This window comes from Streptomyces sp. 7N604, from assembly GCF_052245475.1.
GTDB lineage: Bacteria > Actinomycetota > Actinomycetes > Streptomycetales > Streptomycetaceae > Streptomyces.
In genome coordinates this window covers 200,284-222,735 of record NZ_JBQQBX010000003.1, presented here as the reverse complement: position 1 = coordinate 222,735, position 22,452 = coordinate 200,284, and the positions used below count along the sequence as shown (strand labels likewise).

Here is a 22,452-nt window from a genome sequence, read left to right as displayed (position 1 = left end):
TCAGGTGCTGGAGAGGTCGCGGAGGAGAAGAGCCTCCAGTTCCTCGCGCTGGCGCCCCTCTGGAGGCAACTCACCGGTCACCAGGTACACGGCGTTGAGCAACTGGTCGGTCGCCAGCGTCGCCCGTCCCTCGAGACGTTCGGCGAAGCCCTGGATCAGTTGCTGGACGCTCGCCACGGCCTCGTCGCCCAGATGGGCACGGACGATTCTGGCGAGCCGCTCGGCGCTCGGATCCTTGACCTGGAAGCGGACACAACGCCGCAGGAACGGCGGCGGAAAGCTGCGTTCTCCGTTGCTCGTCATGACGATGACCGGGAAGTGCGTGCAGATGACCCGGCCCGACGAGATGTCCTCCGCACCGGTGGCGTCCCAACGGCGCACGCTCACCGTGGTCTTGTCGTGCCGCGCCAGCTCCGGAATCTCGAACTCGCCGCGCTCCAGGATGTTGAGGAGGTCGCTGGGCAGATCGAAGTCGCTCTTGTCGATTTCGTCGATGAGGAGTACCCGCGGCCCGTCGGACCAGGCCAGCGCCGTTCCGAGGGGGCCGAGGCGGATGAACCGGCCGATGTCGTCGTCCTCGTGGTGGCGCGTGGCGTCCAGACGGCCGAGCGCGTCATACCCGTAGAGCGCGTCGGGGAGCGTGCTACGGGAGGTGATGTGCCAGCGGAGCACCTCACCCAGGCCCAGTTCGCGGGCCACCGACTCGGCGACGGCGGACTTCCCGGAGCCCGGCGGTCCGGTGAGCAGCAACGGCCGCCGCAGGTACAGGGCGGCGTTGACGGCATCGACCAGACCCTCCGGTGGGTCGAAGCGGAAGGTGTCCTCGGCATCGCCGCCCTCGCCGCTTCCGTCGCCGCCGGCTGAGCTGGACGGCAGACGGCGCCATGGCGGGGGCGGGGGGAGTTCGACGGCTCGCTTCTCACCGTCTCCGCGGTAATAAGGGGCCCACGTCACAGTTGTCCTCCTGAGGGAGCGAAGCCCGCTCGATGCCGTTTCAACACATCACAGAACCTCTGCCACTCCCGGTCGTGCCACACTGCCCGGAGCTTCGCCAGAGCCGGGAGCTTCTCCGACGCGTCGGCCCGCCACGCCGTGCGATAGGCACGGAGAAAGGCGGCGGGCAGGTCCGGCCACCAGTCGCGTACATCGCACTCGACCTCGTCCCAGTCGGCCACCGACTCCTCGGGCCACATCAGGATGGGCACGTGCAGGAGCAGAAGGTCCAGCAGCCCCTCGGGGTCCGCCGACGGCAGGGAGCGAAGGCCCACGGCCTTGTAGTCACCGCTGTGGATGCGGCGGGTCAGCGTGGCACGGTCCCGGGCGTCGGCGTCGGGTATCCATTCGATCGCCGTGTCCAAACCGTCCTGCTCCATCTTGGCCAGCCGGAGACGGCACATGCGCAGGGCGCGTCGGCGCTCGGGAGGTTGCGGGCGCAGATGGTCGCTCCACCGCACGACGACATCGTGGTGCGCCCCGAGGCGGTCCCCGATGCGGCACTCCTCGGGTTTGTAACGCACCATCAGGGAGGTGGGTACGGCGACGTCCACCCGGCCGATGAGGAGCCCATGCTGTTCAGCGATGTCGAAGGCGTCCTCATAAATGTCCGCCATCGCCTCCTCGAGGCTCTTTCCCTCGGCCCGGTCCTCACCGGCCGTCCACGGCGGGGCCAGTACCTCGTCACCGTCGAGCAGCCAGGCGCGGAGCCGCTCCGCCCGCGCCGTCGTGCGTACGGCGTGCAGGTCGACGACGAGCCGCACATCGGAGGTACGCGTCTGGGCCGTGAGGCGGTTACGTAGGTCGTTGACGTGCGCGATGTCCGCCACGCTCTCCGCCCAGGCTTCGAACCCCGGGTCGCAGACATCCAGTTCCGCACTCATGGCCAGCCGCAGGGTGAACTCCACGACGGCCCTTCCGCAGCCGTCGTCCGTCACCGGATGGCGCAGCGCGATCAGGTCCAGGTGGTCGTCGAGGCCCACCGGCGACTCGCGCAGCGCGCCGGGCAGAGTGGCCAGCAGCGCCTTGCGGAGTGCTGCCGAGGTGAGGCGCTCCGCCGGTATCCACTGTCTGATGAAGGAGGCGGCGCGCAGGGCCAGCGACAGGTCCTCGACCAACTGCCGCAGATGGTCCGTGACATCGGGCGGGCCGACCTGATGCGAGCCCAGCCACTGACTGAGTCGGCGCAGATCCGGTTCGGTCCAGCGGTCCCCGTGAGGCGGCGCGCCGTCGCTCTGCGCCAAGGCATCGAAGAGTGCCTTGGCGCCGCGGTCGCCGAGCCGCGCGGTCGGGGCGCCCGCGGTGGGGTGCCCCGACGCGACCGGCAGGTCGTACGGCGTGTAGAGGCGGTTGCCGTGCAAGTAGGCGATGTCCAGGAGGTCGATGAGGCTGCCGTGGCGCAGCCGCTCGTGCCCGGCCAGGACGGCTTCGTCGAAGGTGAGTCGCCCGGCGGCCCCGTGCAGCGTCTCCGAATAGGCGAAGCCGGTGCATTCCACCAGGATGAAGGAGTCCGTCTCGACCATTCTCAGCAATGCCGCCTTGACCGCGGGATCACCGGCATCGCGGATCCTTCCGCCGCTGAGAATGGTGTGATCTCCCGGCGCAGGCCGCCCGGTACGGACCAGAGGGTCGACGTCCGCCTCCAGCCAGAGCGCGAGCAGGGCATGGCCTTCCAGGAGCACGACCAGCGGCCGGAGGCGCTGGTGTTCGCTGAGCCCGGCGAACACCAGCGCCAGTTCCAGACAGTTGCCGCCCTCCTGGCGTACCCGGTGCGGTGGGCGGATGACCTGCTCGGCCTCATGGCCGTTCGCGAAGTCCAGACGCGCGGTCTCGTAGGCGATGTTCAGCGCGGCCATGTGGTCGTACAAGGCGCGCACGGTGGTGCGGCGGTCCGTCTGACGCTCGTCGAACGCCGTGCCGTTCCTGGGCGCGGGGACCCCGAACCAGTGCACGATCGCGTTCGGGTCGACATAGCGGGCGAGCCGCTGCGGTTCGGTCTGTTTCCAGTTGACCCACGCCCGGTCGGGGTTGTGGGAGGCCGTGGGAGTCACCAGACCTCGAAGACGTCGGCGACGGTCCGGCTGCCGTAGGTGACGGTGGCCTCGTAGGTCCCGGCCGGCAGTCCTTCGACGACCCAGGCGGCCCCGTTCTCCTCGTCGGTTCGAGTGACCCGCTCGGGCCGCCCGGGGCCGGTGAGTTCCATGCAGGGCGTCGGGTCTTCGGCCGGGGATTCCCGCACAGCGCACCGGAGCGTGACGGGCTCGCCGCCGAGATGGACGTCTTCGACTTCGAGCGCGATGACCGGTCTGTCCTGGTGCGCGTCCCCCGGTTCGGTCAGGGCGGGCGCACCGTCAGGTCCTTGGAGATCGCTGATGCCCGTGCCGTACAGGCCCAGGGTGCGCAGAAGGCGCGCCAGCGCTCGCTCGCCGGTATGGCACGAGGAGTGCGTGCCGTTCTCCCACCAGTGAACCGGTCCCTCGCTCAGTTCGACGGGGATGGCCGACAGGGCCGGCACGGTGCCGTCCCCTGTTCCGAGCCATCGGCGGCCGCTGCCCAGGGCCAGGGGCTCTGCGGATGTCGCGACGCCGCTGTCGGACAGCACCGCGGCTTGCAGTGTGCTGTGCCCGTAACCCACGACGGGGATGAGGTGCCCCTGCCCCGGGCCTGTCCGTTCGGCCGCCTCCGGTCCCATTTCCTGGTGGAAGTCCGTATAGGCGCAGCGCGCTCTGGTCACGGACAACGAGCCGGCCGACTTCTCCTCCAGTTCAGAGACCCGCAGCGGAGCAGTGGGCCGGTCCGGTCCTGACCTGCGGTCGAGGACGACGGGATGGCGGGGCAGCAACTGGTAGACCGAGGTGTAGCCGGCCAGGAGTTCTGAAATCGGAGCGATCTCGATGCCGCATTTCCGATAGCCGTTGGAGAGGAATTCGAGCGCTTGGACCGACCCGCGAAAGGGGGTGCCGAAGGTGATGATGGACCGGGTGTGCGTCCAGCCGCCGAGGACGTCGGCGTAGAACTTGGCGACGAGTCCTCCCATGCTGTGGCACACGAATACGACTTTCGGCCGGCCGTAGGGGAGTGCGGAGCGCCACTTGGGAAGCTCACGGTCGATGAATTCCTTGAGACGGAGGGCGGAGACGCGGTTGTCGCGGCGCCAGTCGTAGGCGAACTCGAAATAGTTCGCGGGCGGTCCGTCCACGGAGGGATCACCCCGGACGACATCCAGACCGGAGAGGATCATCCTGCGCAGCGCGCGGTACTGATTCACCTTGGCGAGCCCGGGGATGGTGACCGGTGTGCCGATGAGTCCAGCGGCGGTCACCCCGCTGTCGTGCTCGGCGTCGTCCAGGTCGGCGCGGTCGCCGGCCAGCGCCTCGAGCAGCTCGGTGCGGTTGCGCAGCAGCCCGCCCGCCAGCTTCAGGGACGGTTCCCACAGGGGCGTCTGCCCTTTGCGTAAAACGCTTCCCCCGATACCGGGCAGTAGCACGATCACGTCGTTGAATCGGATTCGCTCTGTCAATGCCTGGCCTCCCCCCGGAGCCGCACCTGTGCTGCCGACATGATGCCGGGTCATGCGGGAGATGGTGCCCGGAATGAAGAAAGATGGTGCCGCATTGAAGAAAGTTGGGGTGCTTGATCGCGAAGGGGGCGCGCACTTGCTGCGTTCCTGACTTAACGCGCCCCCTCGATCGCTCCCGCACGCCCCCGAGTTCGAGTCATATTTTCGGTGTGCGTGTGGTTGTCTCGAAGGGTGCCAGTCTCCGTCCAGAGGTTACGGCGCGTCAGTTCACCGCTCATGCACCTAGGACCCGCCGTTGCTCATCCATCGTTCGACGATTGCCGGGCCGGCCTCGGCGCGCTCAGCAGAGGGGCGGTCTCGTCCTGTGGCCTGCCCGCCGGCGGCAGAGGCGCTCGGATGACCACGATCGAACCGAGTCTGGACTTCGACAGCTACTTCCACTTCAACTTCGAGGACCTGTCGGTCACGGCTGCGCTGATGCTGGCCGCCGACCTTCCGGCCGAACTGGCGCGCGCCGAGTGGCTGGTCAAGGAGGTCTGCTCGCAGGCGTACAGCCAGTGGGACGCGATAGGCGACCCGGACACCTGGATCAAGGCCAGGATCGCGCGGACGGTGATCGCGGCCTACGGCAGGCGACGCTCCTGGTGGCCGAGAGCAGTGCAGCCGACAGGCCCCGCCCGCCCCGCGCGCGCATCCGGCGACCCGCTCATCGACGTCCTCGACGAGATCCCCGCGCGACAACGGGCTGTCGCCGTTCTCTGGCTGCGCGAGAACTGGCCGCAGGGGAAGATCGAACGCGAACTGGGGATGAAACCGAGGGTGGTCAGCTCACAGATCGCCCGAGCCGAGGCCACGCTCAAGCGCAGGCTCAAACAGCTCGATGAGCCGGACGACTTCAAGGGGGATCAGTCGTGAAGCCGTTCCGCAGGAAGGTCTACGAGCAGCGGCCCGATCCCTTCGTCGCCGCCCGCCTCGCCCGGTCCGGCGCGTCGCTGCAAGCCCGCCTTGCCGACCCCGGAGGCGAGCGCCGCAGCGCGGCGCTCGCCGAGATCAAACGCCGGGCCGGCGGCCAGGAGAGCCCGGTACCAGCTGTCGTGCCAGCGCTCGTGGGCGTGGGCGCGCGGACACGCGAGGCACAGCCCGAGGGCGAGCCACCCGCCGACCCCGAAGAGCCACCGCGACGGGCGCCGCGGCGCAGCACTCCCCGAAGGCCGCGCTGGTACTTACTCACCGCCATCGGCGTGGACATCCTCGCCGCCGGATTGCCCACCCTCCTGCTCCTGCACGCCGCGGACCAGCGGGCCGCGGCGCTGTGCGCCCTGATCGCGGCAGCGGCGTGGATACTGGTCTGCGCCGTCCGCGGGCGCTACGCCCGGTACGCACTCGGCGAAATCAGCTCGCCGCGGCCGGTGTTCTACGACTGGGCGACCCTGCTCGGAGTGCTCGCCATCCTGCACGCCATCACCGACGCCACCACGGATCCCTATGTGGCACTCCTCGCTCTGACGCCGACTCCGGTGCTCAGCGCGACGGTGCGCAGGTCCCTGCACCGCCACCTGTCCGACAGGCGGCGCCGGGCCTCGGGAGTGCGCCGGGTGCTCGTCGTCGGGGAACCGGTGACCGCCGATCATGTCATCAACCTGTTGTCCCGCCACACCGATCACGAATACGTCGTCGTCGGGCTCTGCGCGGTCGGCGCGGGAGAACCGCTGATCGGCCTGCCCATCGCCGCCCGGCTCGACGAGGCCCCACCGGCCGGTACGGCCGACGCGGGGCAGGTGCGCAGTGCCGCCCGCTTCCACCGAGCCGACCTGATCGTGGCCATCCCCGGCGGGGCCATGGTCGGCGAGCGCTTGAGCCGCTTGATCTGGGGAGTGCACGACTCGGGACTTTCGCTGGCCGTCCTGCCCGGGCTCGCCGAGGTCGCACAGCACCGCGTTCGCTCCTCCGAGGCCGGTGGGCTGATGATGCTCCACATCGCGCCGCCGATCCGGCGGGGCGTCGAGTTGCAGACCAAGTATCTGATGGACCGGTTCGGGGCGGCGACGCTGCTGATGCTGCTGGCCCCCGTCATGGGTGTGATCGCTCTGGCCGTGCGGTTCGACTCGCCCGGGCCGGTTTTCCACCGGCAGATGCGGGTCGGCCTTCAGGGGCAGGCCTTCCACACGTGGAAGTTTCGGACCATGGTGGCGGACGCTGAGGCCCGCAAGCGGGCGCTGCTGTCGGAGAACGAGCACGACGGCCCACTGTTCAAGATGCGCCGGGACCCCCGGGTCACCCGGGTCGGCCGTTTCCTGCGCCGGTACTCGCTGGACGAACTGCCGCTCCTGATCAATGTGCTGCGCGGTCAGATGTCCCTGGTCGGTCCGCGCCCTCCGCTGCCCGACGAAGTGGCGCTGTACGACGAGACGGAGCGGCGCCGACTGGCGGTGCGCCCAGGACTCACCGGCATCTGGCAGATCAGCGGGCGGTGGGACCTGTCGTGGGACGAGACCGTACGGCTCGACCTGCGGTACGTGGAGAACTGGTCCCTCATCGGGGACATCGCCATCATGGCGCGCACATTCCGCGCCGTCATCGACGGCCGTGGCGCCTACTGACCCTGGGACCAGCCCCGGCGCAGCCGGCCCCGCTTGCGCCAGGCGACCGTAAGACCCGCGATCCCCGTCACGGCGATGAAACCGATGGCGATCAGGAACGCGGGCGAGGCCGGGGCCGTGGCCCTGCTGCCCGCGATGGCGTACGCGGCCGTGTTCGGCACGCACCCCAAGCCCGTGGCGAGCAGAAACGGCAGCCAGCCCATGCGCGAGACGGCGGCGCAGTAGTTGGCCGCGGCGAACGGCACGCCGGGGAAGAGCCGAAGCGCCAGCATCGAGCGGAAGCCGTGCCTGCTGAGCTGCCGGTCCGCCGCCGTCAGCCAGCGGGCGCGCAGCAGCGGCCGCAGCGCGTCCTGGCCGAGCACCCGCCCGAGGCCGAACGAGATGCCCGCGCCGAGCACCGTGCCCGCGACGGCGGCCGCGAGCCCGAACTGCGCGCCGAACAGCGCACCGGCCGCGAGGTTCAGAATCGGCCGCGGCACGAGCGCGGCCGTGCCCACCCCGTACGCGACGGCGAACAGCACCACGGCCGCGCCGCCCGAGACCCGGGGCGGCCAGCCCTCCGCCAGCAGCTGCTGCGGCTCGAACAGCACGACGGCCGTCGCGGCCGCGGCGAGCAGCACGACGAGCAGGGCGAACCGGGCCCATGGGGACAGCAGCGCCCTGGCATATGTCAGGGCCTGCGGGCGCTGCGCGGCAGGGGCAGGGGCAGGGGCAGGGGCAGGGACGGGCATCGGGGGAGACTAACCGACGCCGGTGTCCGATCGCCGTATGTTGGGCCCATGCGACCCATCACACCGGGCCCGGAACCCGTCGCGCCGGGCCCGGAACCCGTCACTCCGGGTCCGGGACCCGTCATTCCGGGTCCGGGACCCGTCATTCCGGGGCCGGGACCCGTCATTCCGGGGCCGGGACCGACCACGGGCGGGCCGGAGAGTGAGCTCGCGGACACCGTGATCGAGCGGCTGACCGCCGTCTACCCGTCCGCCGCCGATCCCGTACGGGCCGAGGGTGCCGCCGCGTACATGAAAGGCATCGCCCCCTTCCTCGGGATCCCCACCACCGAACGCCGCGCCCTGTCCCGTACGGTCCTCGCCGGCACCGCGCGCCCCGGCGAGGCGGACTGCACGGCCATCGCGCTGCGCTGCTGGCAGCTGCCCGAGCGCGAGTACCAGTACTTCGCGGTCGACTACCTGCGCCGGTACGCGGGCCGCTGCTCGTCCGGATTCCTGCCGGTCGCCCGCCATCTCGTCGCCACCAAGTCCTGGTGGGACACGGTGGACCTGCTCGCCGCGCACGTCGTCGGCCCGCTGGTCGCCGCCGACCGCCGGCTCGTGGCGGCGATGGACGAATGGATCGCGGACGACGACATGTGGATCGCCCGCACCGCCCTGCTGCACCAGTTGCGGTTCAAGGGCGACACGGACGCGGACCGGCTCTTCGCATACTGCCTGCGCCAGTCCCGCCATCCCGGCTTCTTCATCCGCAAGGCCATCGGCTGGGCGCTGCGCGAGTACGCGAAGACCGATCCCCACGCGGTCCGCTCCTTCGTCGAATCCGCACGGGACCGGCTGGCGCCGCTCTCGGTCCGCGAGGCGCTGAAGAACCTCTGACCGGCGGAGGGTTGCGGACAGCGTTCTGAACTGGCGCCTCGCGCAAAATCGTTGGACGCGCGGCCGACCGGGCCGCGATCATTGGCGGCATGTTCCGGCACGCCTTCCTCGCGCTTCCGTCCGCAGTCGCGGACGCGCCGAAGGCTGCCTTCGATCCCTCGGCCATCGCCCTGACCGCCGTTGCCGCAGTGGTCGCCGCAGGCGCTGCTGCCGCCGCTATTGCCGCCGCCGCCGCTGCCACCGACGCAGTCGCCGCGGCTGCCCCGGCACCCTTCGGCGGCGCCCGAAGCTGACCCTTCCCGGATCGTCCGGCGGACCCCGCAGGGGGAGGGTCGGTCAGGCCCAGGGGTCCCGCTGACGCTGCTCACTTCCGAGGAAGCAACCATGTCCAAGCAGGCATACGTGCGGACCAAGCCGCACCTCAACATCGGCACCATGGGCCATGTCGACCACGGCAAGACAACGTTGACCGCCGCCATCACGAAGGTGCTCAGCTCGCGCGGCTCGGGCACGTTCGTGCCGTTCGACCGGATCGACCGGGCGCCCGAGGAGGCGGCGCGCGGCATCACCATCAACATCGCGCACGTCGAGTACGAGACCGACACGCGGCACTACGCGCACGTCGACATGCCGGGCCACGCCGACTACGTCAAGAACATGGTCACCGGCGCGGCCCAGCTCGACGGCGCAATCCTCGTCGTCTCCGCGCTCGACGGCGTCATGCCGCAGACCGCCGAGCATGTGCTGCTCGCCCGGCAGGTCGGCGTCGAGCACATCGTCGTCGCCCTCAACAAGGCCGACGCGGGCGACTCCGAGCTGACCGACCTGGTCGAGCTCGAGGTGCGCGAGCTGCTGTCCGCGCACGGCTACGACGGGGACCGGGCGCCGGTCGTACGGGTCTCCGGGCTGCGTGCGCTGGACGGCGACCCGCGCTGGACCGGAGCCATCGAGGCGCTGCTCGACGCCGTCGACACGTACGTACCGACGCCGGTGCGCTACACCGACGCGCCGTTCCTTCTGCCGGTGGAGAACGTCCTCACCATCACCGGGCGCGGGACGGTCGTCACGGGCGCGGTGGAGCGCGGCCAGGTGCGGGTCGGGGACCGGGTCGAGGTGCTCGGGGCGGGCATCGAGACCGTCGTCACCGGTCTCGAGACCTTCGGCAAGCCGATGGAGTCCGCGGAGGCGGGCGACAGCGTCGCGCTGCTGCTGCGCGGCGTGCAGCGGGACGCGGTGCGGCGCGGGCACGTGGTGGCGGCGCCGGGCAGCGTGCTCCCGCGGCGGCGCTTCACGGCTGAGGTGTACGTGCTGTCGGCGGCCGAGGGCGGCCGGACCACTCCGGTCGCCACGGGCTACCGGCCGCAGTTCTACATCCGTACGGCGGATGTGGTCGGGGACGTCGACCTCGGTGACGCGGCGGTCGCCCGGCCCGGCGACACCGTCACGATGACGGTCGAGCTGGGCCGCGAGGTTCCGCTCGAGCCCGGCCTCGGCTTCGCCATCCGCGAGGGCGGCCGCACGGTGGGCGCGGGCACGGTGACCGCTCTCGCGGACGCGTAACCCGCGGCCGCCGGGGGCAGCGCAGCGCCAGGGGGGCGGCGCCTGCACGATCCCGTGGGCCCGGCGGCGCGGCGCCGACCCGCAGGGCGGCCCCTGCCCCACCGGCCGGCCCTCGGCGATTTCCCATCCACCCGCCCTCAAGAGGGCGGGTGGATGGGAAAACACCGGGCGCGAAGCGCCCGGGCCGCGGCCGCGGAGAAGCCGTGCGGCAGTGTCGGGCGGCCAGCGCCCGGGGGAGGCCGGGGCGGCAGCCCGTGTGGGCTGTCGGTCTTCGGGCAGGGGTGCCAGACTGCCCGGAAGCGCGGCGGCGGAGGGAGCGACACGTGGCGGATACGGCGCTGGTGCTCGGCGGCGGTGGCATCACCGGCATCGGCTGGGAGATCGGCATGCTCGCCGGACTCGCCGAGTCAGGAGTGGACTTGAGCACGGCGGGCGCGGTGATCGGGACCTCCGCCGGTTCCGTCGTCGGTGCTCAGCTCACCTCCGGTCTGCTCACGCTCGACGAGCTGTACGAGCGCCAACTGGCCGACCCCGCAGGGGAGATCGCGGCCCGGATGAGCCCCGCGCTGATCGCCCGCTACGCCTTCGGCGTCCTCCGGTCCCGCGACGGCGCCGCTCTCGGTGCCCGTATCGGCAGGCTTGCCCTCGCAGCGCGTACACCCCCTGAGGCCGAGCGGCGGGCCGTCATCGCGCAGCGGCTCGTCTCGCACAGCTGGCCGGACCGGCGGCTGGTGATCACCGCTGTGGACGCGGTCACGGGTGAGTTCGCGGCCTTCGACAGCTCGAGTGGCGTGGGGATCGTCGACGCGGTGGCCGCGAGTTGCGCTGTCCCGGGCGTCTGGCCGCCGGTCACCATCGACGGCCGGCGCTGGATCGACGGTGGCATCCGGTCGTCCGCCAACGCCGACCTCGCCGCCGAGTACGGGCGCGTGGTGATCCTCGCTCCGCTTTCCCAGGGCGGCGGTCCCGTCCCGACCGTCCGCGCGCAGGCCGCGAAGCTCACCGCCGGCGGCGCCCGGGTCGTACTGCTCACCCCGGACCGGGCGGCCCGCGCCGCCTTCGGGCGTAATCCGCTCGATCCCGCGCGCCGGGCCCCCGCAGCGCGGGCCGGCCGCGCCCAGGCGGCCGCACAGGCCGAGGCGGTGACGGCGGTCTGGGCCGACTGACCGCCGCCCTGCCTGCCCTGTCCTGCCCGCCCCGCCTGGTCCGGTCCCGCCTGGTCCGGCCCCGCCTCACCCCGGCGACAATGGGTCCGTGGACGAGCCGATTCCCGTCACCCGAGCCGTGGACTCCGGGACCGCCAAGCTGCTGCCCGACGTCGACCGGCCGCGGGCCTGGCTGCTCACCGTGAACGGGGCGCCCCAGTCGTACGTCGATCTGGACGACCCGGCGCACCTGGAGTTCGAGTACGCGCGACGGCTCGGCCACGTCCTCGACACGGTTGCCCATCCGGGCCGCCCCCTCGACGTACTGCACCTCGGCGGCGGCGCGCTCACCCTGCCCCGCTACGTGGCCGCAGTCCGCCCCGGGTCGCGGCAGACGGTGATCGAGGCCGACCGGGGCCTGCTCGACCTCGTCGTCGAGCAACTGCCGCTGTCGCAGCGAACCGGAGCCGGAGCAGGAGCCGGGATCACGCTGCACGGGGAGGACGCCCGCGCGTGGCTGGAGAACGCACCGGAGCACGAGGCCGACATCCTGGTCGCCGACGTCTTCGGCGGCGCGCGCGTGCCCGCGCACCTCACGTCCGTTGAGTACGCCAGGGCCGCCGCCCGCGCCCTGCGACCCGGCGGCGTCTACGCGGCGAACCTCGCCGACGCCGCGCCGTTCGCCTTCCTCCGCTCCCAACTCGCCACGTTCGCTGAGACCTTCGGCCACCTCGCCCTGATCGCCGAGCCCGCCGTACTGCGCGGCCGCCGCTTCGGCAACACGGTCCTCGTTGCCTCGGACGCCGAGCTCCCGGTCGACGACCTGGCCCGCCGGACGGCCGCCGACGCCTTCCCCGCGCGCGTGGAGCACGGGGCCGCACTGGAGCGGCTGTACGCCGGGGCCTGGCCGGTCCACGACGCCGACGCCGTACCGTCACCGGAACCGCCCGACGGCGCCTTCAGCATCGGCTGATACGGCACCCGGCAGGCGAAGAACCTCGCCTCACCGGTCGGCCGCACCGTGAACAGGCCGCAGGAAGCAAGCGGTTTGGCGCCGGGGGAGCCGAGCCCAGGTCAGCCGCAGTGCGACCGACGCGCGCGCCGGGAGCAGGACAGGCAGCGGTCAAGAGGCCGATTCGAGCGGGCGCAGTGAGCTCATGATCTTCTGGATGGTCGCGTCGGGGATCTCGTCCGCGACGCCCTTCGCCGCGTAGAGCGACCAGATCGCGAGGTCGCCGCTCTCCGCCTTGTACGCCACCGTGAAGGACTTGCCGTCGGACGAGCACTTGTCCGTCTTCTTCACGCCGGTGACGGTGGCGGAGGAGGAGAAGCCGGTGAGGCCGTGCTTGCTCGCGAACGGCTTGGCCTCGGTGACCTTGCGGGTGCCCGTCTCGTTCTGGTCGTAGCCCGCGTAGACCCACATCTCGGCCGCGTCCTGGGCGGCGCTTGCGGTGCTCTTGGCGCCCTGGGCGCCCTTGGTCCCGGCAGCCCCGAGGGCGGTGGTCGAGTCGTAACCGCTCTCCGTCTTGACGGTGCACCACTTCTCCTTGGCGAAGGCGGGTGCGGACATGACGATGAGGGCCCGCGGTATGTCCGACTTGTCCTTGGAGTCCTCGAACCCGATGGAGGTGCCCTGCGACTCCACCGACCAGTCCGGCGGCACGTCGAAGGCGTTCTGCCGCTTGGCGTTGACCACGACCTTCCAGCCCGGGATGACCGGCTTGACGTCCGAACCACCACCGCCGCGCGGGTTGTCCAGCTCACCTTCGCCGGACGGGGAGCCGCCGCCCTCCGGCGAGTTCCCGGGCGAGGGCGAAACCCGGGTCTTCCGGTCCTGCTTCGCCTCGTCGGTCTTCTCGTCGTCGCCGCCCAGGACGAAGACCCCCGTGATGACAGCTGCGGCCACGACGGCGACGGCCGTGACGATCGCGATCGTCGCGACCTTCTTGTTGCGGTTGTCCTGCGGCGGCTGCGGGGCGCCGGGCGGCATGCCCGGGTTCCACTGCGGGGCCTGCTGCTGGTACGGATTCGGCTGCTGGTACCCCGGCTGCTGATAGGGGTTCGGCTGGTGATACCCCGGCTGCTGGTACGGATTCGCGTTCGGGTCCTGCGGGTTCTGCTCGCCCCCGGGCGGCTGCTGTCCTGGCCACATGGCCCGTAACGATAGAGGGGCATGTGCATGCCTGCCACGGCCGCCCCTCCCCAGCTTTGCTACTCGCTGGTAACGTGGCCGCATGTCCGAGACCCTGCCGTCGATCGGCGAGATGCTCACGGCCACCGTGCCGATGGCCCGCACCCTCAACCTCGAGTTCGCCGAGACCACCGCGGAGCGCGCCGTCGTACGGCTGCCCGACCAGCCTGACTTCCACAACCACGTGGGCGGGCCGCACGCCGGCGCGATGTTCACGCTCGCCGAGTCCGCCAGCGGCGCCATCGTGCTCGCCGCCTTCGGCGACCAGCTCTCGCGGGCCGTCCCCCTCGCCGTACGGGCCGAGATCGGTTACAAGAAGCTCGCGATGGGGCCGGTCACCGCCACCGCCAGGCTCGGCCGCCCGGCCGCCGACGTCGTCGCGGAGCTCGACGCGGGGCAGCGCCCCGAGTTCCCGGTCGAGATCGAGATCACACGCGAGGACGGGGCCGTGACCGGGGAGATGTCGATTGTGTGGACACTGCGCCCCAACGGCTGACAGCTGACGGCTGGCGGCAGGGGCTGACGGCAACGGCTGACGGAACAGCTGTCGGGAACGCGGGAAACGGCCGACGAGAACGCGGGGAACGGCCGACGAGAACGCGGGGAACGGCTGACCGGAGTTGACCGGAGTTTTCCCGGAATCAAGTAGGCTGCCCGGCGTCCGCCCAAACGGCGCGCGCGCCGGGCAGCCCTGTACAGATCACGGGAGGAACCGGCTTGCACGTCCAGGAATGGCTCGAGACCGTGCCCGCGGTCAGCATTTATCTGCTCGTCGGGATCGTCATCGGCCTGGAGAGCCTCGGCATCCCGCTGCCCGGAGAGATCATCCTCGTCAGTTCGGCGCTGCTGGCGTCCCAGCACGGCGAGATCGACCCCGTGATCCTGGGCGCCTGCGCCACCACCGGCGCCATCGTCGGTGACTCCATCGGCTACGCCATCGGCCGCAAGGGCGGCAAGCCCCTTCTGACCTGGCTCGGCGGGAAGTTCCCCAAGCACTTCGGGCCTCATCACATCGCGTCCGCCGAGCGGTCCTTCGAGAGGTGGGGGATGTGGGCGGTCTTCTTCGGCCGCTTCGTGGCTCTGCTGCGGATCTTCGCCGGGCCGCTCGCGGGCGTGCTGCGCATGCCGTACTGGAAGTTCCTCATCGCCAACGTCCTCGGCGGCATCGTATGGGCGGGCGGCACGACCGCGGTCATCTACTACGTCGGCGTGGTCGCCGAGGCGTGGCTGAAGCGGTTCTCGTGGCTCGGCCTGGTCGCCGCGCTGCTGATCGGGCTCACCTCGTTCCTGGTGCTGAAGAGCAGGGCCAAGAAGGCCGCAAGGGAGCAGCAGGAGAAGCAGGCGGAGCAGGCTGCGGCGGGGGCGACCGGCGAGGCGGCCGAGCGGCAGCCCGCACCGGCGGCCGACTGAGGCCGCCGGCCGAGGCCGCCGACCGCTGCGGCGGCGCTCGCATGGCCCGACCGCTGCGGCGGCGCTCGCCAGGCCCCGGGCCGGGGCTTCCCGGTCACCGGGTGGTCGCTTTTTTCGCTCCCCGCCTGCCGTCAGCCTCCCAGCGCCTCCCGGTGCTCCCGCGCCAGGTCCACGTACACCGCAGCGTTGAACCTGACGCCTTCGAGCTCCTCCTCGGTCAGCTGGCGCTTGACCTTGGCGGGCACTCCGGCGACCAGCGAGCCGGGCGGGATCTGCATGCCCTGCGGTACGAGCGCCTGGGCGGCGACCAGCGAACCCGTGCCGATCCGTGCCCCGTTGAGCACCGTGGCTCCCATGCCCACCAGCACGTCGTCCTCGACCGTGCAGCCGTGGAGCACCGCGTTGTGGCCGACGGACACGCGCTCGCCGACGGACACCGGGAAGCCCGGGTCGGCGTGCACGGTGGAGTTGTCCTGGATGTTGCTGTCGGCGCCGATGGCAATCGGGCCGCCGTCGCCGCGCAGCACCGTCTGGTACCAGACGCTCGCCCCCGCGCCGAGCGAGACCTCGCCGAGCACGACGGACGTCGGCGCGGTGAACGCCTCCGGATCGATCTTCGGCTCCTTGCCGTACACCCCTGCGATCAACGCCCGCTCCGCCATCTCGTCCGCTCGCTCTCGTCTCCGGTCGTCCCCCGGTGGCACGTCCGGTCGTCCCTGGTGGCACGCTCTACCGGCACGGTAAGGGAAGGGCCGGGGAGGCTTACGGGCGGGTGGGGTGAAGATCACAGCACGGGGCGTACGCCGCCCGGCCGACGGCTGAGTACCGTGAGCGGGTGCCGAGAAACCGGAACACGTTCTCATCGCTCGCGGACTGGCGCCGCCGGGCCGTCACGCGCGCGGTGCACCGGTGCTGGCGCTGGATGCAGAACGCCGGCGCGGTGACCGCCGAGCGTCCAGGACGGCACCGCTTCGGACGGATAGGCCGCGGCACCCGGATCGCCTTCCCGCAGGGGACGCTCTTCGGCGAGCCGTGGATCCACCTCGGCGATCACTGCATCATCGGCGAACAGGTCACCCTGACCGCCGGGATGATGCCCGGTCTCGATCTGGGTCCCGAGCCGGTCCTGCGGCTGGGCGACGGCGTCGTCCTCGGCCGCGGCAGCCATGTCGTGGCCTCGCGTCCCGTGGTCTTCGGAAACGACGTGTTCTGTGGCCCGTACGTCTACGTCACGAGCGACAACCACAGTTACGACGACCCGGAGCAGCCGGTGGGCCGGCAGTGGCCGCGCACCGCACCCGTTGAGATCGGCGCGGGCAGCTGGCTCGGCGCCGGGGCCGTGATACTTCCCGGCGCCCGCCTCGGCCGGAACGTGGTCGTCGCGGCCGGCGCGGTGGTACGGGGCGAGGTGCCCGACCACGCGGTGGTCGCGGGCGCGCCCGCCCGTGTCGTCCGCCGCTGGGACCCGGATTCGGGCTGGCAGCCGCCGCTGCGCACGCCGCCCCCGGTGCCGATCCCCGAGGGCGTCACCCCGGAGCAACTGCTCGCGCTGGCCGAGCTGGACGAACTGAACGGGCGGGGCGCCGCCCCCGGCACACTGGACCTGTCGGCCGACCGCTGAGGCTGCGGGGGACGGCCGCGAGGAGGTTCGGACGATGAGCAACCGGAATCTGCGCATCCTGCTGGCGATCGCGGTGGTGATCCAGGGCATCGCGCTGGCGCTGTACGCGGCGCGCAGACTCTGACCGAAGGCTCTCAGGCCGTATGCGGCAAGCTCGGGCCGTATGCGGCAGGGGCCACGGCAGGGGCCAGCCCGTACGCGGCAGGCCTCAGGCTGTACGCCGCGGGCTCAGGCCGTACGCGACCCGGACGCGGGCGTCCGGGCCGCAGGTTCAGCCCGCCGCGAGAAGCACCGTGCCGAAGAGCGCGAGCCCCGCGCCCGCCGCCTGCACCAGCCGCAGCCGCTCCTTGAGGACGCCGCGCGCGGCCAGCGCGGTGATCACCGGGTACAGCGAGGCGAGCACGGCCGCGACGGTCACCGGGCCCTGCTGGGCCGCCATGGCGTACGTCCCGTTGGCGGCGACGTCCGCGAGCCCCACGAATCCGAGCGCCGGCAGCGAGGACCGTATCGTCCGCCAGCCCCCGTCCTCCGGCAGCGCGGTGGCGCCGCGCCGCACCGACACGTACAGGGCGGCGCCGCCGACCGCGATGTTCGACAGCCGCTGGACGAAGAGGGCGAGGAAGAGCCCGGTGACGGTGGAGGACGCCTCCGCGATGAGCGCCATCACCGAGCCGAAGCCGAAGGCGGCGACGAGCGTCAGCAGGATGGCCTGCCGCTGCACCGGCGCGCCGCGCAGCTGCGGCCCGCCGGCCAGCACCACTCCCGCGACGGCGACCACGATCCCGGCGACCTGCAGCAGCCCCGGCCGCTCGCCGATCACCAGGCCGACCCCCACGGGCACCGCGACTCCGATCGACCCGAGCGGCGAGACGACGCCCATCGGGCCGAGCGCCAGCGCCCGGTAGAAGCACAGCATCGCGGCCGGACCCACGACGCCCGCCGCGACCGCGAACCACAGCTGGGGTCCGGCCTCCTGCCAGCCGCCGGTCGCGACCACGATGGCGCCGAGCACGGCCGCGGCCATGGTCTGCGAGACCACGACGACCGTCAGGGCCGGGATGCGCCTGGTCAGCAGCCCGCCGCCGAAGTCGGCCAGCCCCCACAGGAAGCTGGTGGCCAGGGCGAAGACGGCTGTCATGGCGAAACCTCGCAGTACAGTGGAGTGAACAATGCAGTGCAGCACACAGTAGTGCATTAAAGTGAACTCTGTCATCCAGGATATTGGACGGAACGTGACGGACCTCGACCACCTCACCCAGTCGCTCGCGCGCAACCTCAAGCACTGGCGCACCGAGCGGGGCTTCACGCTGGACGGGCTCGCGGCCCGCGCGGGAGTGAGCCGGGGGATGATCATCCAGATCGAGCAGGCCCGGACGAACCCGAGCGTCGGCACGACCGTCAAGCTCGCCGACGCCCTCGGCGTCAGCATCACCACGCTGCTCGACTACGACCAGGAGCCCAAGGTCCGCGTCGTCCCCGCCGGCCAGGCCGTACGGATGTGGTCCACCGAGGCGGGCAGTTCGACCTCGCTGCTCGCCGGCGTCCAGACCCCCGGCCCCCTCGAGCTGTGGTCCTGGCGGCTCATGCCCGGCGAGGGCAGCACCTCCGACCCGCACCCGGGCGGGACCTTCGAGCTGCTGCACGTGACGGCGGGTGAGCTGACCCTCGTCGTCGACGGCGAGGAGTACCGGGTGCCGACGGGTGCCGCCGCCAGCTTCGAGGCGAACGGCGCGCACGCGTACCGCAACGACGGCACGGAGCCCGTCGAGATGACCATGACCGTGGCCGTCCCGCCCGTGCGCTGAGACGATCAACCGCGATGTCCGCGCCGCCTGTTAGCGTGGCGGACATGCGCGCTCCCATCGGAAACTTCGACTCCGTCCGGCCCGCCGCCGAGGTCCTGGACGAGCTGAGCCCGCCCGTCGCCGGTGCCGTCCGGGCATGGCGCGGCCCGGTGCCAGTGGAGCAGCTGCTGTACGTCGACACCGCCCCCGAGAGGGCCGACACCGCCGTCTTCGCCGAGGCATACGGGCCCGGGCTCCTCGAGGCGTCGGCGAACTGCGTGGTCGTCGCGGGCAAGCGCGGCCAGAGCGTCACGCTGACCGCCTGCGTGGTCCTCTCCACCACGCGGGTGGATGTGAACGGAGCTGTGCGCCGCCACCTCGGAGTGCGCAAGGCGTCCTTCGCGTCGATGGACACCGCGGTGGGGGAGACCGGCATGGAGTACGGCGGGATCACGCCCATCGGGCTGCCCGAGGGCTGGCCTCTGCTGGTGGACGCGGCGGTCGTGGACGCGCCGTATGTGGTCATCGGCAGCGGCCGTCGGCGCGGCAAGCTGCTCGTCCCCGGCAAGGCGCTCGCCGGGCTCCCCGGCGCGGTGGTCCTGGACGGCCTCGGCATCTGATCCATCCGGCCCGAGGTCGCCGCGGTGCCTCAGCTCAGGAGCGCCGCCGCACCCTCAGCTCAGGAGCGGGATCTCGATCGCCGGGCAGCGGTCCATGACCATGTCGAGCCCCGCCGCGCGGGTGCGCTCGTAGGCGTCCTCGTCCACCACCCCGAGCTGGTACCACACGGCCTTCGCGCCGATCGCGACCGCCTCGTCGGCCACTTTCCCGGCCAGCTCGCTGTTCACGAACACATCGACCACGTCCACCGGGAACGGGATGTCCGCCAGCGTCGCGTACCCCGGCTCGCCGTGGACCGTCTCCGCCTTGGGGTGCACCGGCACGACGCGCTTGCCGAAGCGCTGCAGCACCTTCGCCACCCCGTAGGCGGCCCGCCGCTCGTTGGTCGACAGGCCCACCACCGCCCAGGTGTCGCCTGTGCCGGTCAGAATCCTGCGGATCGTCTCTGCGTCTGCGTACATGCCCCCGACAACCACCGGCCCGGCGGCGCCATTCCCGGCACCCGGCATAGGGTGAGGTGATGCAGGAGCAGTACCGGACGGTCGCGCGCGAGGGCGTGCACGAGACCGAGATCAGCAAGTCGCGGTTCATCTGCGCGCTCGCGCCCGCCGCCACCGAGCAGGAGGCGCAAGACTTCATTCAGCGCATCCGCAAGGAGCACCCCACCGCGACCCACAACTGCTACGCGTACGTCATCGGCGCCGAGGGCGGCATCCAGAAGGCGAGCGACGACGGGGAACCCGGCGGCACCGCGGGCGTGCCCATGCTGCAGATGCTGCTGCGCCGCGAGGTCCGGTACGTCGTCGCCGTCGTCACCCGCTACTTCGGCGGCGTCAAGCTCGGCGCCGGCGGACTGATCCGGGCGTACGGCGGCGCCGTCGGCGAGGCGCTCGACGCGCTGGGCACCATCACCTGCAAGCGATTCCGGCTGGCCACCGTCACGGTCGACCACCAGCGGGCCGGCAAGCTGGAGAACGACCTGAGGGCAACGGGCCGCGAGGTGCGGGACGTCCGGTACGAGGCCGAGGTCACCATCGAGATCGGGCTGCCCGAGGCGGACGTGGACGCCTTCCGCGCCTGGCTGGCCGACACCACAGCGGGCACGGCCGTGCTCGAACTCGGCGGCGAGGCGTACGGAACGGTTTGAATCACCGCAGCGCTTCCCGCAGGGCATGCGGCAGCGCACGGGTGTGCACGAGGCCCAGCGACTGGGTCGCCCGGGTCAGCGCCACATACAGGTCACTGGTCCGGTACGCGGCGGGCTCGACCACGATCACCGCGTCGAATTCGAGCCCCTTCGACTGGCGGGCGTCGAGCAGGACGACCGGCCGGGTCAGGTCGGGTTCCGCGCCCGCCGTCACGCCCGGAAGTTCGGCGGCGAGAGCCCCGTGCAGGGCGCCCGGGGCGATCACGGCCAGGCGGCCGTCCACCGGGGTCTCGTGCGCCACCGCCTCGGCCACGGTGCGGGCGAGAGCCTCCGGGGATGTGGCGCGTCCCCAGGGCCGTACACCCGTCGACCGTACCGAGCTCGGCGGTTCGAACCGGGGGTTCTCCGCTGTCCGGACCGCTGCCGCGACCGACAGGATCTCGGCAGGGGTGCGGTAGTTGACGGCCAGCCGGGCGTGCTGCCAGCGGTCCTCGACGTACGGCGCGAGGATCTCTTCCCATGAGTTGCAGCCCTCCGCCGCCCCGGTCTGCGCGAGGTCGCCGACGAGCGTCATGGACCGGGTGGGACAGCGGCGCATCAGCAGCCGCCACGCCATGGGCGACAGCTCCTGCGCCTCGTCGACGATGATGTGTCCGAACGCCCAGCCGCGGTCGGTCGCGGCGCGCTCGGCGGCGCTGCGATGGTCGGCCTCCTCGTGGCGCTCGGCCATCCGCTCGGCATCGATGATGTCGTGCGCGGACAGCACCTCCGACTCCTCGTCGCCGAGGTCCTCGAACTCGAAGGTGCGCGAGCCGTAAGACAGGTCGAGGACGCCCTGTGCGTAGGCGATCCGCTCCTGGCGCTCGGCCCCCGCCGCGGCCCGGTCGGCCCGGTCGTCCTCGCCGAGGAGCTCGGCCGCCTCGTCGAGCAGCGGGACGTCGGCGGGAGTCCACTCCTGTGGCGTACGGCGTATCAACTCGGCGTCGGTGTCCGGCAGATATCCCTCCGGGCCCGCAAGAAAGTCGGCGATCAGGCGCTGCGGGCTCAGATACGGCCACAGGGAGTGGATCGCCGCGTGCACCCCGGGGTTGGCGTCGAGCTCATCGCGCAGCTGCTCGATGTCGGCGGGCCCGAGCAGGTTGGGCCCGCCGTACGGGTCGGCGCCGATGCGGTCGGCGAGCTGGTCGGTGAGGGCGCCCAGAACGAAGCCCTCGAAGTACTCACGGGCGAGGTTGTGCGGCAGCCCGGTGTCCCGGGCGCGGTCCCGGGCCGTGCGCACCGTCCCCTCGTCCAGGAGCAGCGTGTCGCGGTCGTGCTCGATCGCGAGCACCGGGTCGGGCAGTGCTTGCCGGTCCCGTACGACGGCGGCGAGCACATCGGCCATCTGCGCCCGCCCTTTGACCGCGGCCGCCTCCGGAGTGTCGGTCCCCGTGGCGCGTACGCCGGGGAAGAGCTCTCCCATGGTCGCCAGCAGCACTCCGGTCTCACCGAGGGAGGGCAGCACTTCGCCGATATAGCGGAGGAAGGCGAGGTTCGGGCCGACGATCAGGACCGCGCGCCTGGCCAGCAGCTCCCGGTGCTCGTACAGCAGATACGCGGCCCGGTGCAGGGCCACCGCGGTCTTGCCGGTGCCGGGGCCGCCTTCGACGACGAGGACGCCGCGGTGCGGGGCGCGGATGATGCGGTCCTGCTCGGCCTGGATGGTCTGCACGATGTCCGCCATGCGTCCGGTGCGTGCGGAGTTCAGCGCGGCGAGCAGCACCGCGTCGCCGTGCCGGTCCTCGTAGCCGGAGCGCTCGCGGTCGGTGAGATCCAGGATCTCGTCGTGCAGGGCGGTGACCGTGCGGTCTTCTGTGGTGATGTGCCGTCGCCGCCTGAGCCCCATGGGCGTGTGACCGGTGGCGAGATAGAAAGGGCGGGCGACGGGTGCGCGCCAGTCGATGAGGAGCGGGGTGCGTCCCGCGTCGGCCGCGTGGATTCCCATGCGGCCGATGTGATATGTCCCACCGTCAGTGAAATCGAGCCGACCGAAACACAGCCCGGATTCGTTCGCTTGGAGCGCGGCCAGGTTCCGGGCCTGCTCCGCGACGGTCACATCGCGCTCGAGCATGGCCTGAAACCCGCCTCCCACCTGGGCCATCGACGTCTGAACGGCCGTCTCGGCCGCGGCGCGCAGACGGTCCAGGCGGTGGTGAAGCAGGGAGACGAATTGTTGCTCGTGCCGCCATTCCTCGGTTGACAATTCAACTC

23 protein-coding genes are annotated in these 22,452 nt (G+C 71.6%); 14 read left to right on the top strand and 9 right to left on the bottom strand.

Going from position 1 to position 22,452, the window contains the following annotated elements:
- The 3 genes from ACTWP8_RS04875 to ACTWP8_RS04865 are packed head-to-tail and all read right to left on the bottom strand — an operon-like array spanning window position 1 to window position 4,513.
- Entirely contained in the window at window positions 1–954 is a 954-nt protein-coding gene (locus ACTWP8_RS04875; protein ID WP_443320900.1) for an AAA family ATPase, read from the bottom strand.
- Complete coding sequence (locus ACTWP8_RS04870; protein WP_443320899.1) at window positions 951–3,044, bottom strand: vWA-MoxR associated conflict system protein; 2,094 nt, start codon at window positions 3,042–3,044, stop codon at window positions 951–953. Before ACTWP8_RS04870 ends, ACTWP8_RS04875 begins: the two co-directional genes overlap by 4 nt.
- The gene (locus ACTWP8_RS04865; protein WP_443320898.1) at window positions 3,041–4,513 is read right to left on the bottom strand and encodes an esterase/lipase family protein; all 1,473 of its coding nucleotides are present in this window, start codon (window positions 4,511–4,513) and stop codon (window positions 3,041–3,043) included. Before ACTWP8_RS04865 ends, ACTWP8_RS04870 begins: the two co-directional genes overlap by 4 nt.
- A gap of 396 nt (window positions 4,514–4,909) precedes the next feature.
- Between ACTWP8_RS04865 and ACTWP8_RS04860 the strand changes: the two genes are divergently transcribed.
- Both ACTWP8_RS04860 and ACTWP8_RS04855 read left to right on the top strand, forming a co-directional pair.
- Window positions 4,910–5,428: a hypothetical protein gene (locus tag ACTWP8_RS04860; RefSeq protein WP_443320897.1), complete on the top strand. Its 519-nt coding sequence runs from the start codon at window positions 4,910–4,912 to the stop codon at window positions 5,426–5,428.
- A complete protein-coding gene (locus ACTWP8_RS04855; protein WP_443320896.1) occupies window positions 5,425–7,113 on the top strand; it encodes a sugar transferase in 1,689 nt (562 codons plus the stop codon). Before ACTWP8_RS04860 ends, ACTWP8_RS04855 begins: the two co-directional genes overlap by 4 nt.
- Here the strand turns inward: ACTWP8_RS04855 and ACTWP8_RS04850 are convergent.
- A complete protein-coding gene (locus tag ACTWP8_RS04850; protein WP_443320895.1) occupies window positions 7,107–7,844 on the bottom strand; it encodes a TVP38/TMEM64 family protein in 738 nt (245 codons plus the stop codon). The two genes, ACTWP8_RS04855 and ACTWP8_RS04850, sit on opposite strands and share 7 nt — an antisense overlap.
- 48 nt (window positions 7,845–7,892) lie before the next feature.
- On the opposite strand from ACTWP8_RS04850, the gene ACTWP8_RS04845 reads away from it, so the two are divergent.
- The 5 genes from ACTWP8_RS04845 to ACTWP8_RS04825 all read left to right on the top strand — a co-directional run bounded on the left by ACTWP8_RS04845 (window position 7,893) and on the right by ACTWP8_RS04825 (window position 12,401).
- Window positions 7,893–8,723 (top strand): DNA alkylation repair protein, encoded by an 831-nt coding sequence (locus ACTWP8_RS04845; RefSeq protein WP_443320894.1) that lies wholly within the window; start codon window positions 7,893–7,895, stop codon window positions 8,721–8,723.
- Between the two features lie 89 nt (window positions 8,724–8,812).
- Window positions 8,813–9,016: a hypothetical protein gene (locus tag ACTWP8_RS04840; protein WP_443320893.1), complete on the top strand. Its 204-nt coding sequence runs from the start codon at window positions 8,813–8,815 to the stop codon at window positions 9,014–9,016.
- Between the two features lie 91 nt (window positions 9,017–9,107).
- On the top strand, window positions 9,108–10,283 hold the full coding sequence (tuf, locus tag ACTWP8_RS04835; protein ID WP_443320892.1) for an elongation factor Tu: 1,176 nt from the start codon (window positions 9,108–9,110) through the stop codon (window positions 10,281–10,283).
- A 323-nt stretch (window positions 10,284–10,606) separates the two neighbouring features.
- On the top strand, window positions 10,607–11,449 hold the full coding sequence (locus ACTWP8_RS04830) for a patatin-like phospholipase family protein (protein WP_443320891.1): 843 nt from the start codon (window positions 10,607–10,609) through the stop codon (window positions 11,447–11,449).
- Between the two features lie 88 nt (window positions 11,450–11,537).
- Window positions 11,538–12,401, top strand: a complete 864-nt coding sequence (locus ACTWP8_RS04825; protein WP_443320890.1) for a spermidine synthase — start codon at window positions 11,538–11,540, stop codon at window positions 12,399–12,401.
- Window positions 12,402–12,551: 150 nt separating this feature from the next.
- On the opposite strand, the gene ACTWP8_RS04820 is transcribed toward ACTWP8_RS04825, so the two are convergent.
- Entirely contained in the window at window positions 12,552–13,580 is a 1,029-nt protein-coding gene (locus ACTWP8_RS04820; RefSeq protein WP_443320889.1) for a hypothetical protein, read from the bottom strand.
- Between the two features lie 82 nt (window positions 13,581–13,662).
- Between ACTWP8_RS04820 and ACTWP8_RS04815 the strand changes: the two genes are divergently transcribed.
- Entirely contained in the window at window positions 13,663–14,115 is a 453-nt protein-coding gene (locus ACTWP8_RS04815; protein ID WP_443320888.1) for a DUF4442 domain-containing protein, read from the top strand.
- A 221-nt stretch (window positions 14,116–14,336) separates the two neighbouring features.
- The gene (locus tag ACTWP8_RS04810; protein WP_443320887.1) at window positions 14,337–15,029 is read left to right on the top strand and encodes a DedA family protein; all 693 of its coding nucleotides are present in this window, start codon (window positions 14,337–14,339) and stop codon (window positions 15,027–15,029) included.
- Window positions 15,030–15,160: 131 nt separating this feature from the next.
- Here ACTWP8_RS04810 and ACTWP8_RS04805 read toward each other — a convergent pair whose 3' ends face one another.
- Entirely contained in the window at window positions 15,161–15,691 is a 531-nt protein-coding gene (locus ACTWP8_RS04805; protein WP_443315281.1) for a gamma carbonic anhydrase family protein, read from the bottom strand.
- Between the two features lie 173 nt (window positions 15,692–15,864).
- Between ACTWP8_RS04805 and ACTWP8_RS04800 the strand changes: the two genes are divergently transcribed.
- The gene (locus ACTWP8_RS04800; RefSeq protein ID WP_443320886.1) at window positions 15,865–16,650 is read left to right on the top strand and encodes an acyltransferase; all 786 of its coding nucleotides are present in this window, start codon (window positions 15,865–15,867) and stop codon (window positions 16,648–16,650) included.
- 271 nt (window positions 16,651–16,921) lie between these two features.
- On the opposite strand, the gene ACTWP8_RS04795 is transcribed toward ACTWP8_RS04800, so the two are convergent.
- The gene (locus ACTWP8_RS04795; protein WP_443320885.1) at window positions 16,922–17,788 is read right to left on the bottom strand and encodes an EamA family transporter; all 867 of its coding nucleotides are present in this window, start codon (window positions 17,786–17,788) and stop codon (window positions 16,922–16,924) included.
- A gap of 94 nt (window positions 17,789–17,882) precedes the next feature.
- On the opposite strand from ACTWP8_RS04795, the gene ACTWP8_RS04790 reads away from it, so the two are divergent.
- Complete coding sequence (locus tag ACTWP8_RS04790; RefSeq protein ID WP_443315173.1) at window positions 17,883–18,455, top strand: helix-turn-helix domain-containing protein; 573 nt, start codon at window positions 17,883–17,885, stop codon at window positions 18,453–18,455.
- Between the two features lie 44 nt (window positions 18,456–18,499).
- The gene (locus tag ACTWP8_RS04785; protein WP_443320884.1) at window positions 18,500–19,054 is read left to right on the top strand and encodes a YbaK/EbsC family protein; all 555 of its coding nucleotides are present in this window, start codon (window positions 18,500–18,502) and stop codon (window positions 19,052–19,054) included.
- 54 nt (window positions 19,055–19,108) lie between these two features.
- Here ACTWP8_RS04785 and ACTWP8_RS04780 read toward each other — a convergent pair whose 3' ends face one another.
- Window positions 19,109–19,516 carry a CoA-binding protein gene (locus ACTWP8_RS04780; RefSeq protein ID WP_443320883.1) on the bottom strand — a complete coding sequence of 136 codons (408 nt, stop codon included), beginning with the start codon at window positions 19,514–19,516 and terminating at the stop codon, window positions 19,109–19,111.
- 59 nt (window positions 19,517–19,575) lie between these two features.
- Between ACTWP8_RS04780 and ACTWP8_RS04775 the strand changes: the two genes are divergently transcribed.
- A complete protein-coding gene (locus ACTWP8_RS04775) occupies window positions 19,576–20,202 on the top strand; it encodes a YigZ family protein (RefSeq protein WP_443320882.1) in 627 nt (208 codons plus the stop codon).
- A 1-nt stretch (window position 20,203) separates the two neighbouring features.
- Here the strand turns inward: ACTWP8_RS04775 and ACTWP8_RS04770 are convergent, their stop codons facing one another.
- Window positions 20,204–22,186 carry a HelD family protein gene (locus ACTWP8_RS04770; protein WP_443320881.1) on the bottom strand — a complete coding sequence of 661 codons (1,983 nt, stop codon included), beginning with the start codon at window positions 22,184–22,186 and terminating at the stop codon, window positions 20,204–20,206.
- Here ACTWP8_RS04770 and ACTWP8_RS04765 point away from each other — a divergent pair.
- A complete protein-coding gene (locus ACTWP8_RS04765; protein ID WP_443320880.1) occupies window positions 22,175–22,441 on the top strand; it encodes a hypothetical protein in 267 nt (88 codons plus the stop codon). The genes ACTWP8_RS04770 and ACTWP8_RS04765 overlap by 12 nt on opposite strands.
- Window positions 22,442–22,452: the final 11 nt, after the last annotated feature.

What these genes read in the sequence shown, in the direction of transcription:
- ACTWP8_RS04795 (WP_443320885.1), bottom strand. Translation starts at nt 17,788, where the DNA reads ATGACAGCCGTCTTCGCCCTGGCCACCAGCTTCCTGTGGGGGCTGGCC.
- ACTWP8_RS04840 (WP_443320893.1), top strand. Translation starts at nt 8,813, where the DNA reads ATGTTCCGGCACGCCTTCCTCGCGCTTCCGTCCGCAGTCGCGGACGCG.
- ACTWP8_RS04860 (WP_443320897.1), top strand. Translation starts at nt 4,910, where the DNA reads ATGACCACGATCGAACCGAGTCTGGACTTCGACAGCTACTTCCACTTC.
- ACTWP8_RS04770 (WP_443320881.1), bottom strand. Translation starts at nt 22,186, where the DNA reads ATGGGAATCCACGCGGCCGACGCGGGACGCACCCCGCTCCTCATCGAC.
- ACTWP8_RS04815 (WP_443320888.1), top strand. Translation starts at nt 13,663, where the DNA reads ATGTCCGAGACCCTGCCGTCGATCGGCGAGATGCTCACGGCCACCGTG.
- ACTWP8_RS04780 (WP_443320883.1), bottom strand. Translation starts at nt 19,516, where the DNA reads ATGTACGCAGACGCAGAGACGATCCGCAGGATTCTGACCGGCACAGGC.
- ACTWP8_RS04845 (WP_443320894.1), top strand. Translation starts at nt 7,893, where the DNA reads ATGCGACCCATCACACCGGGCCCGGAACCCGTCGCGCCGGGCCCGGAA.
- ACTWP8_RS04785 (WP_443320884.1), top strand. Translation starts at nt 18,500, where the DNA reads ATGCGCGCTCCCATCGGAAACTTCGACTCCGTCCGGCCCGCCGCCGAG.
- ACTWP8_RS04805 (WP_443315281.1), bottom strand. Translation starts at nt 15,691, where the DNA reads ATGGCGGAGCGGGCGTTGATCGCAGGGGTGTACGGCAAGGAGCCGAAG.
- ACTWP8_RS04820 (WP_443320889.1), bottom strand. Translation starts at nt 13,580, where the DNA reads ATGTGGCCAGGACAGCAGCCGCCCGGGGGCGAGCAGAACCCGCAGGAC.
- ACTWP8_RS04850 (WP_443320895.1), bottom strand. Translation starts at nt 7,844, where the DNA reads ATGCCCGTCCCTGCCCCTGCCCCTGCCCCTGCCCCTGCCGCGCAGCGC.
- ACTWP8_RS04775 (WP_443320882.1), top strand. Translation starts at nt 19,576, where the DNA reads ATGCAGGAGCAGTACCGGACGGTCGCGCGCGAGGGCGTGCACGAGACC.
- tuf (WP_443320892.1), top strand. Translation starts at nt 9,108, where the DNA reads ATGTCCAAGCAGGCATACGTGCGGACCAAGCCGCACCTCAACATCGGC.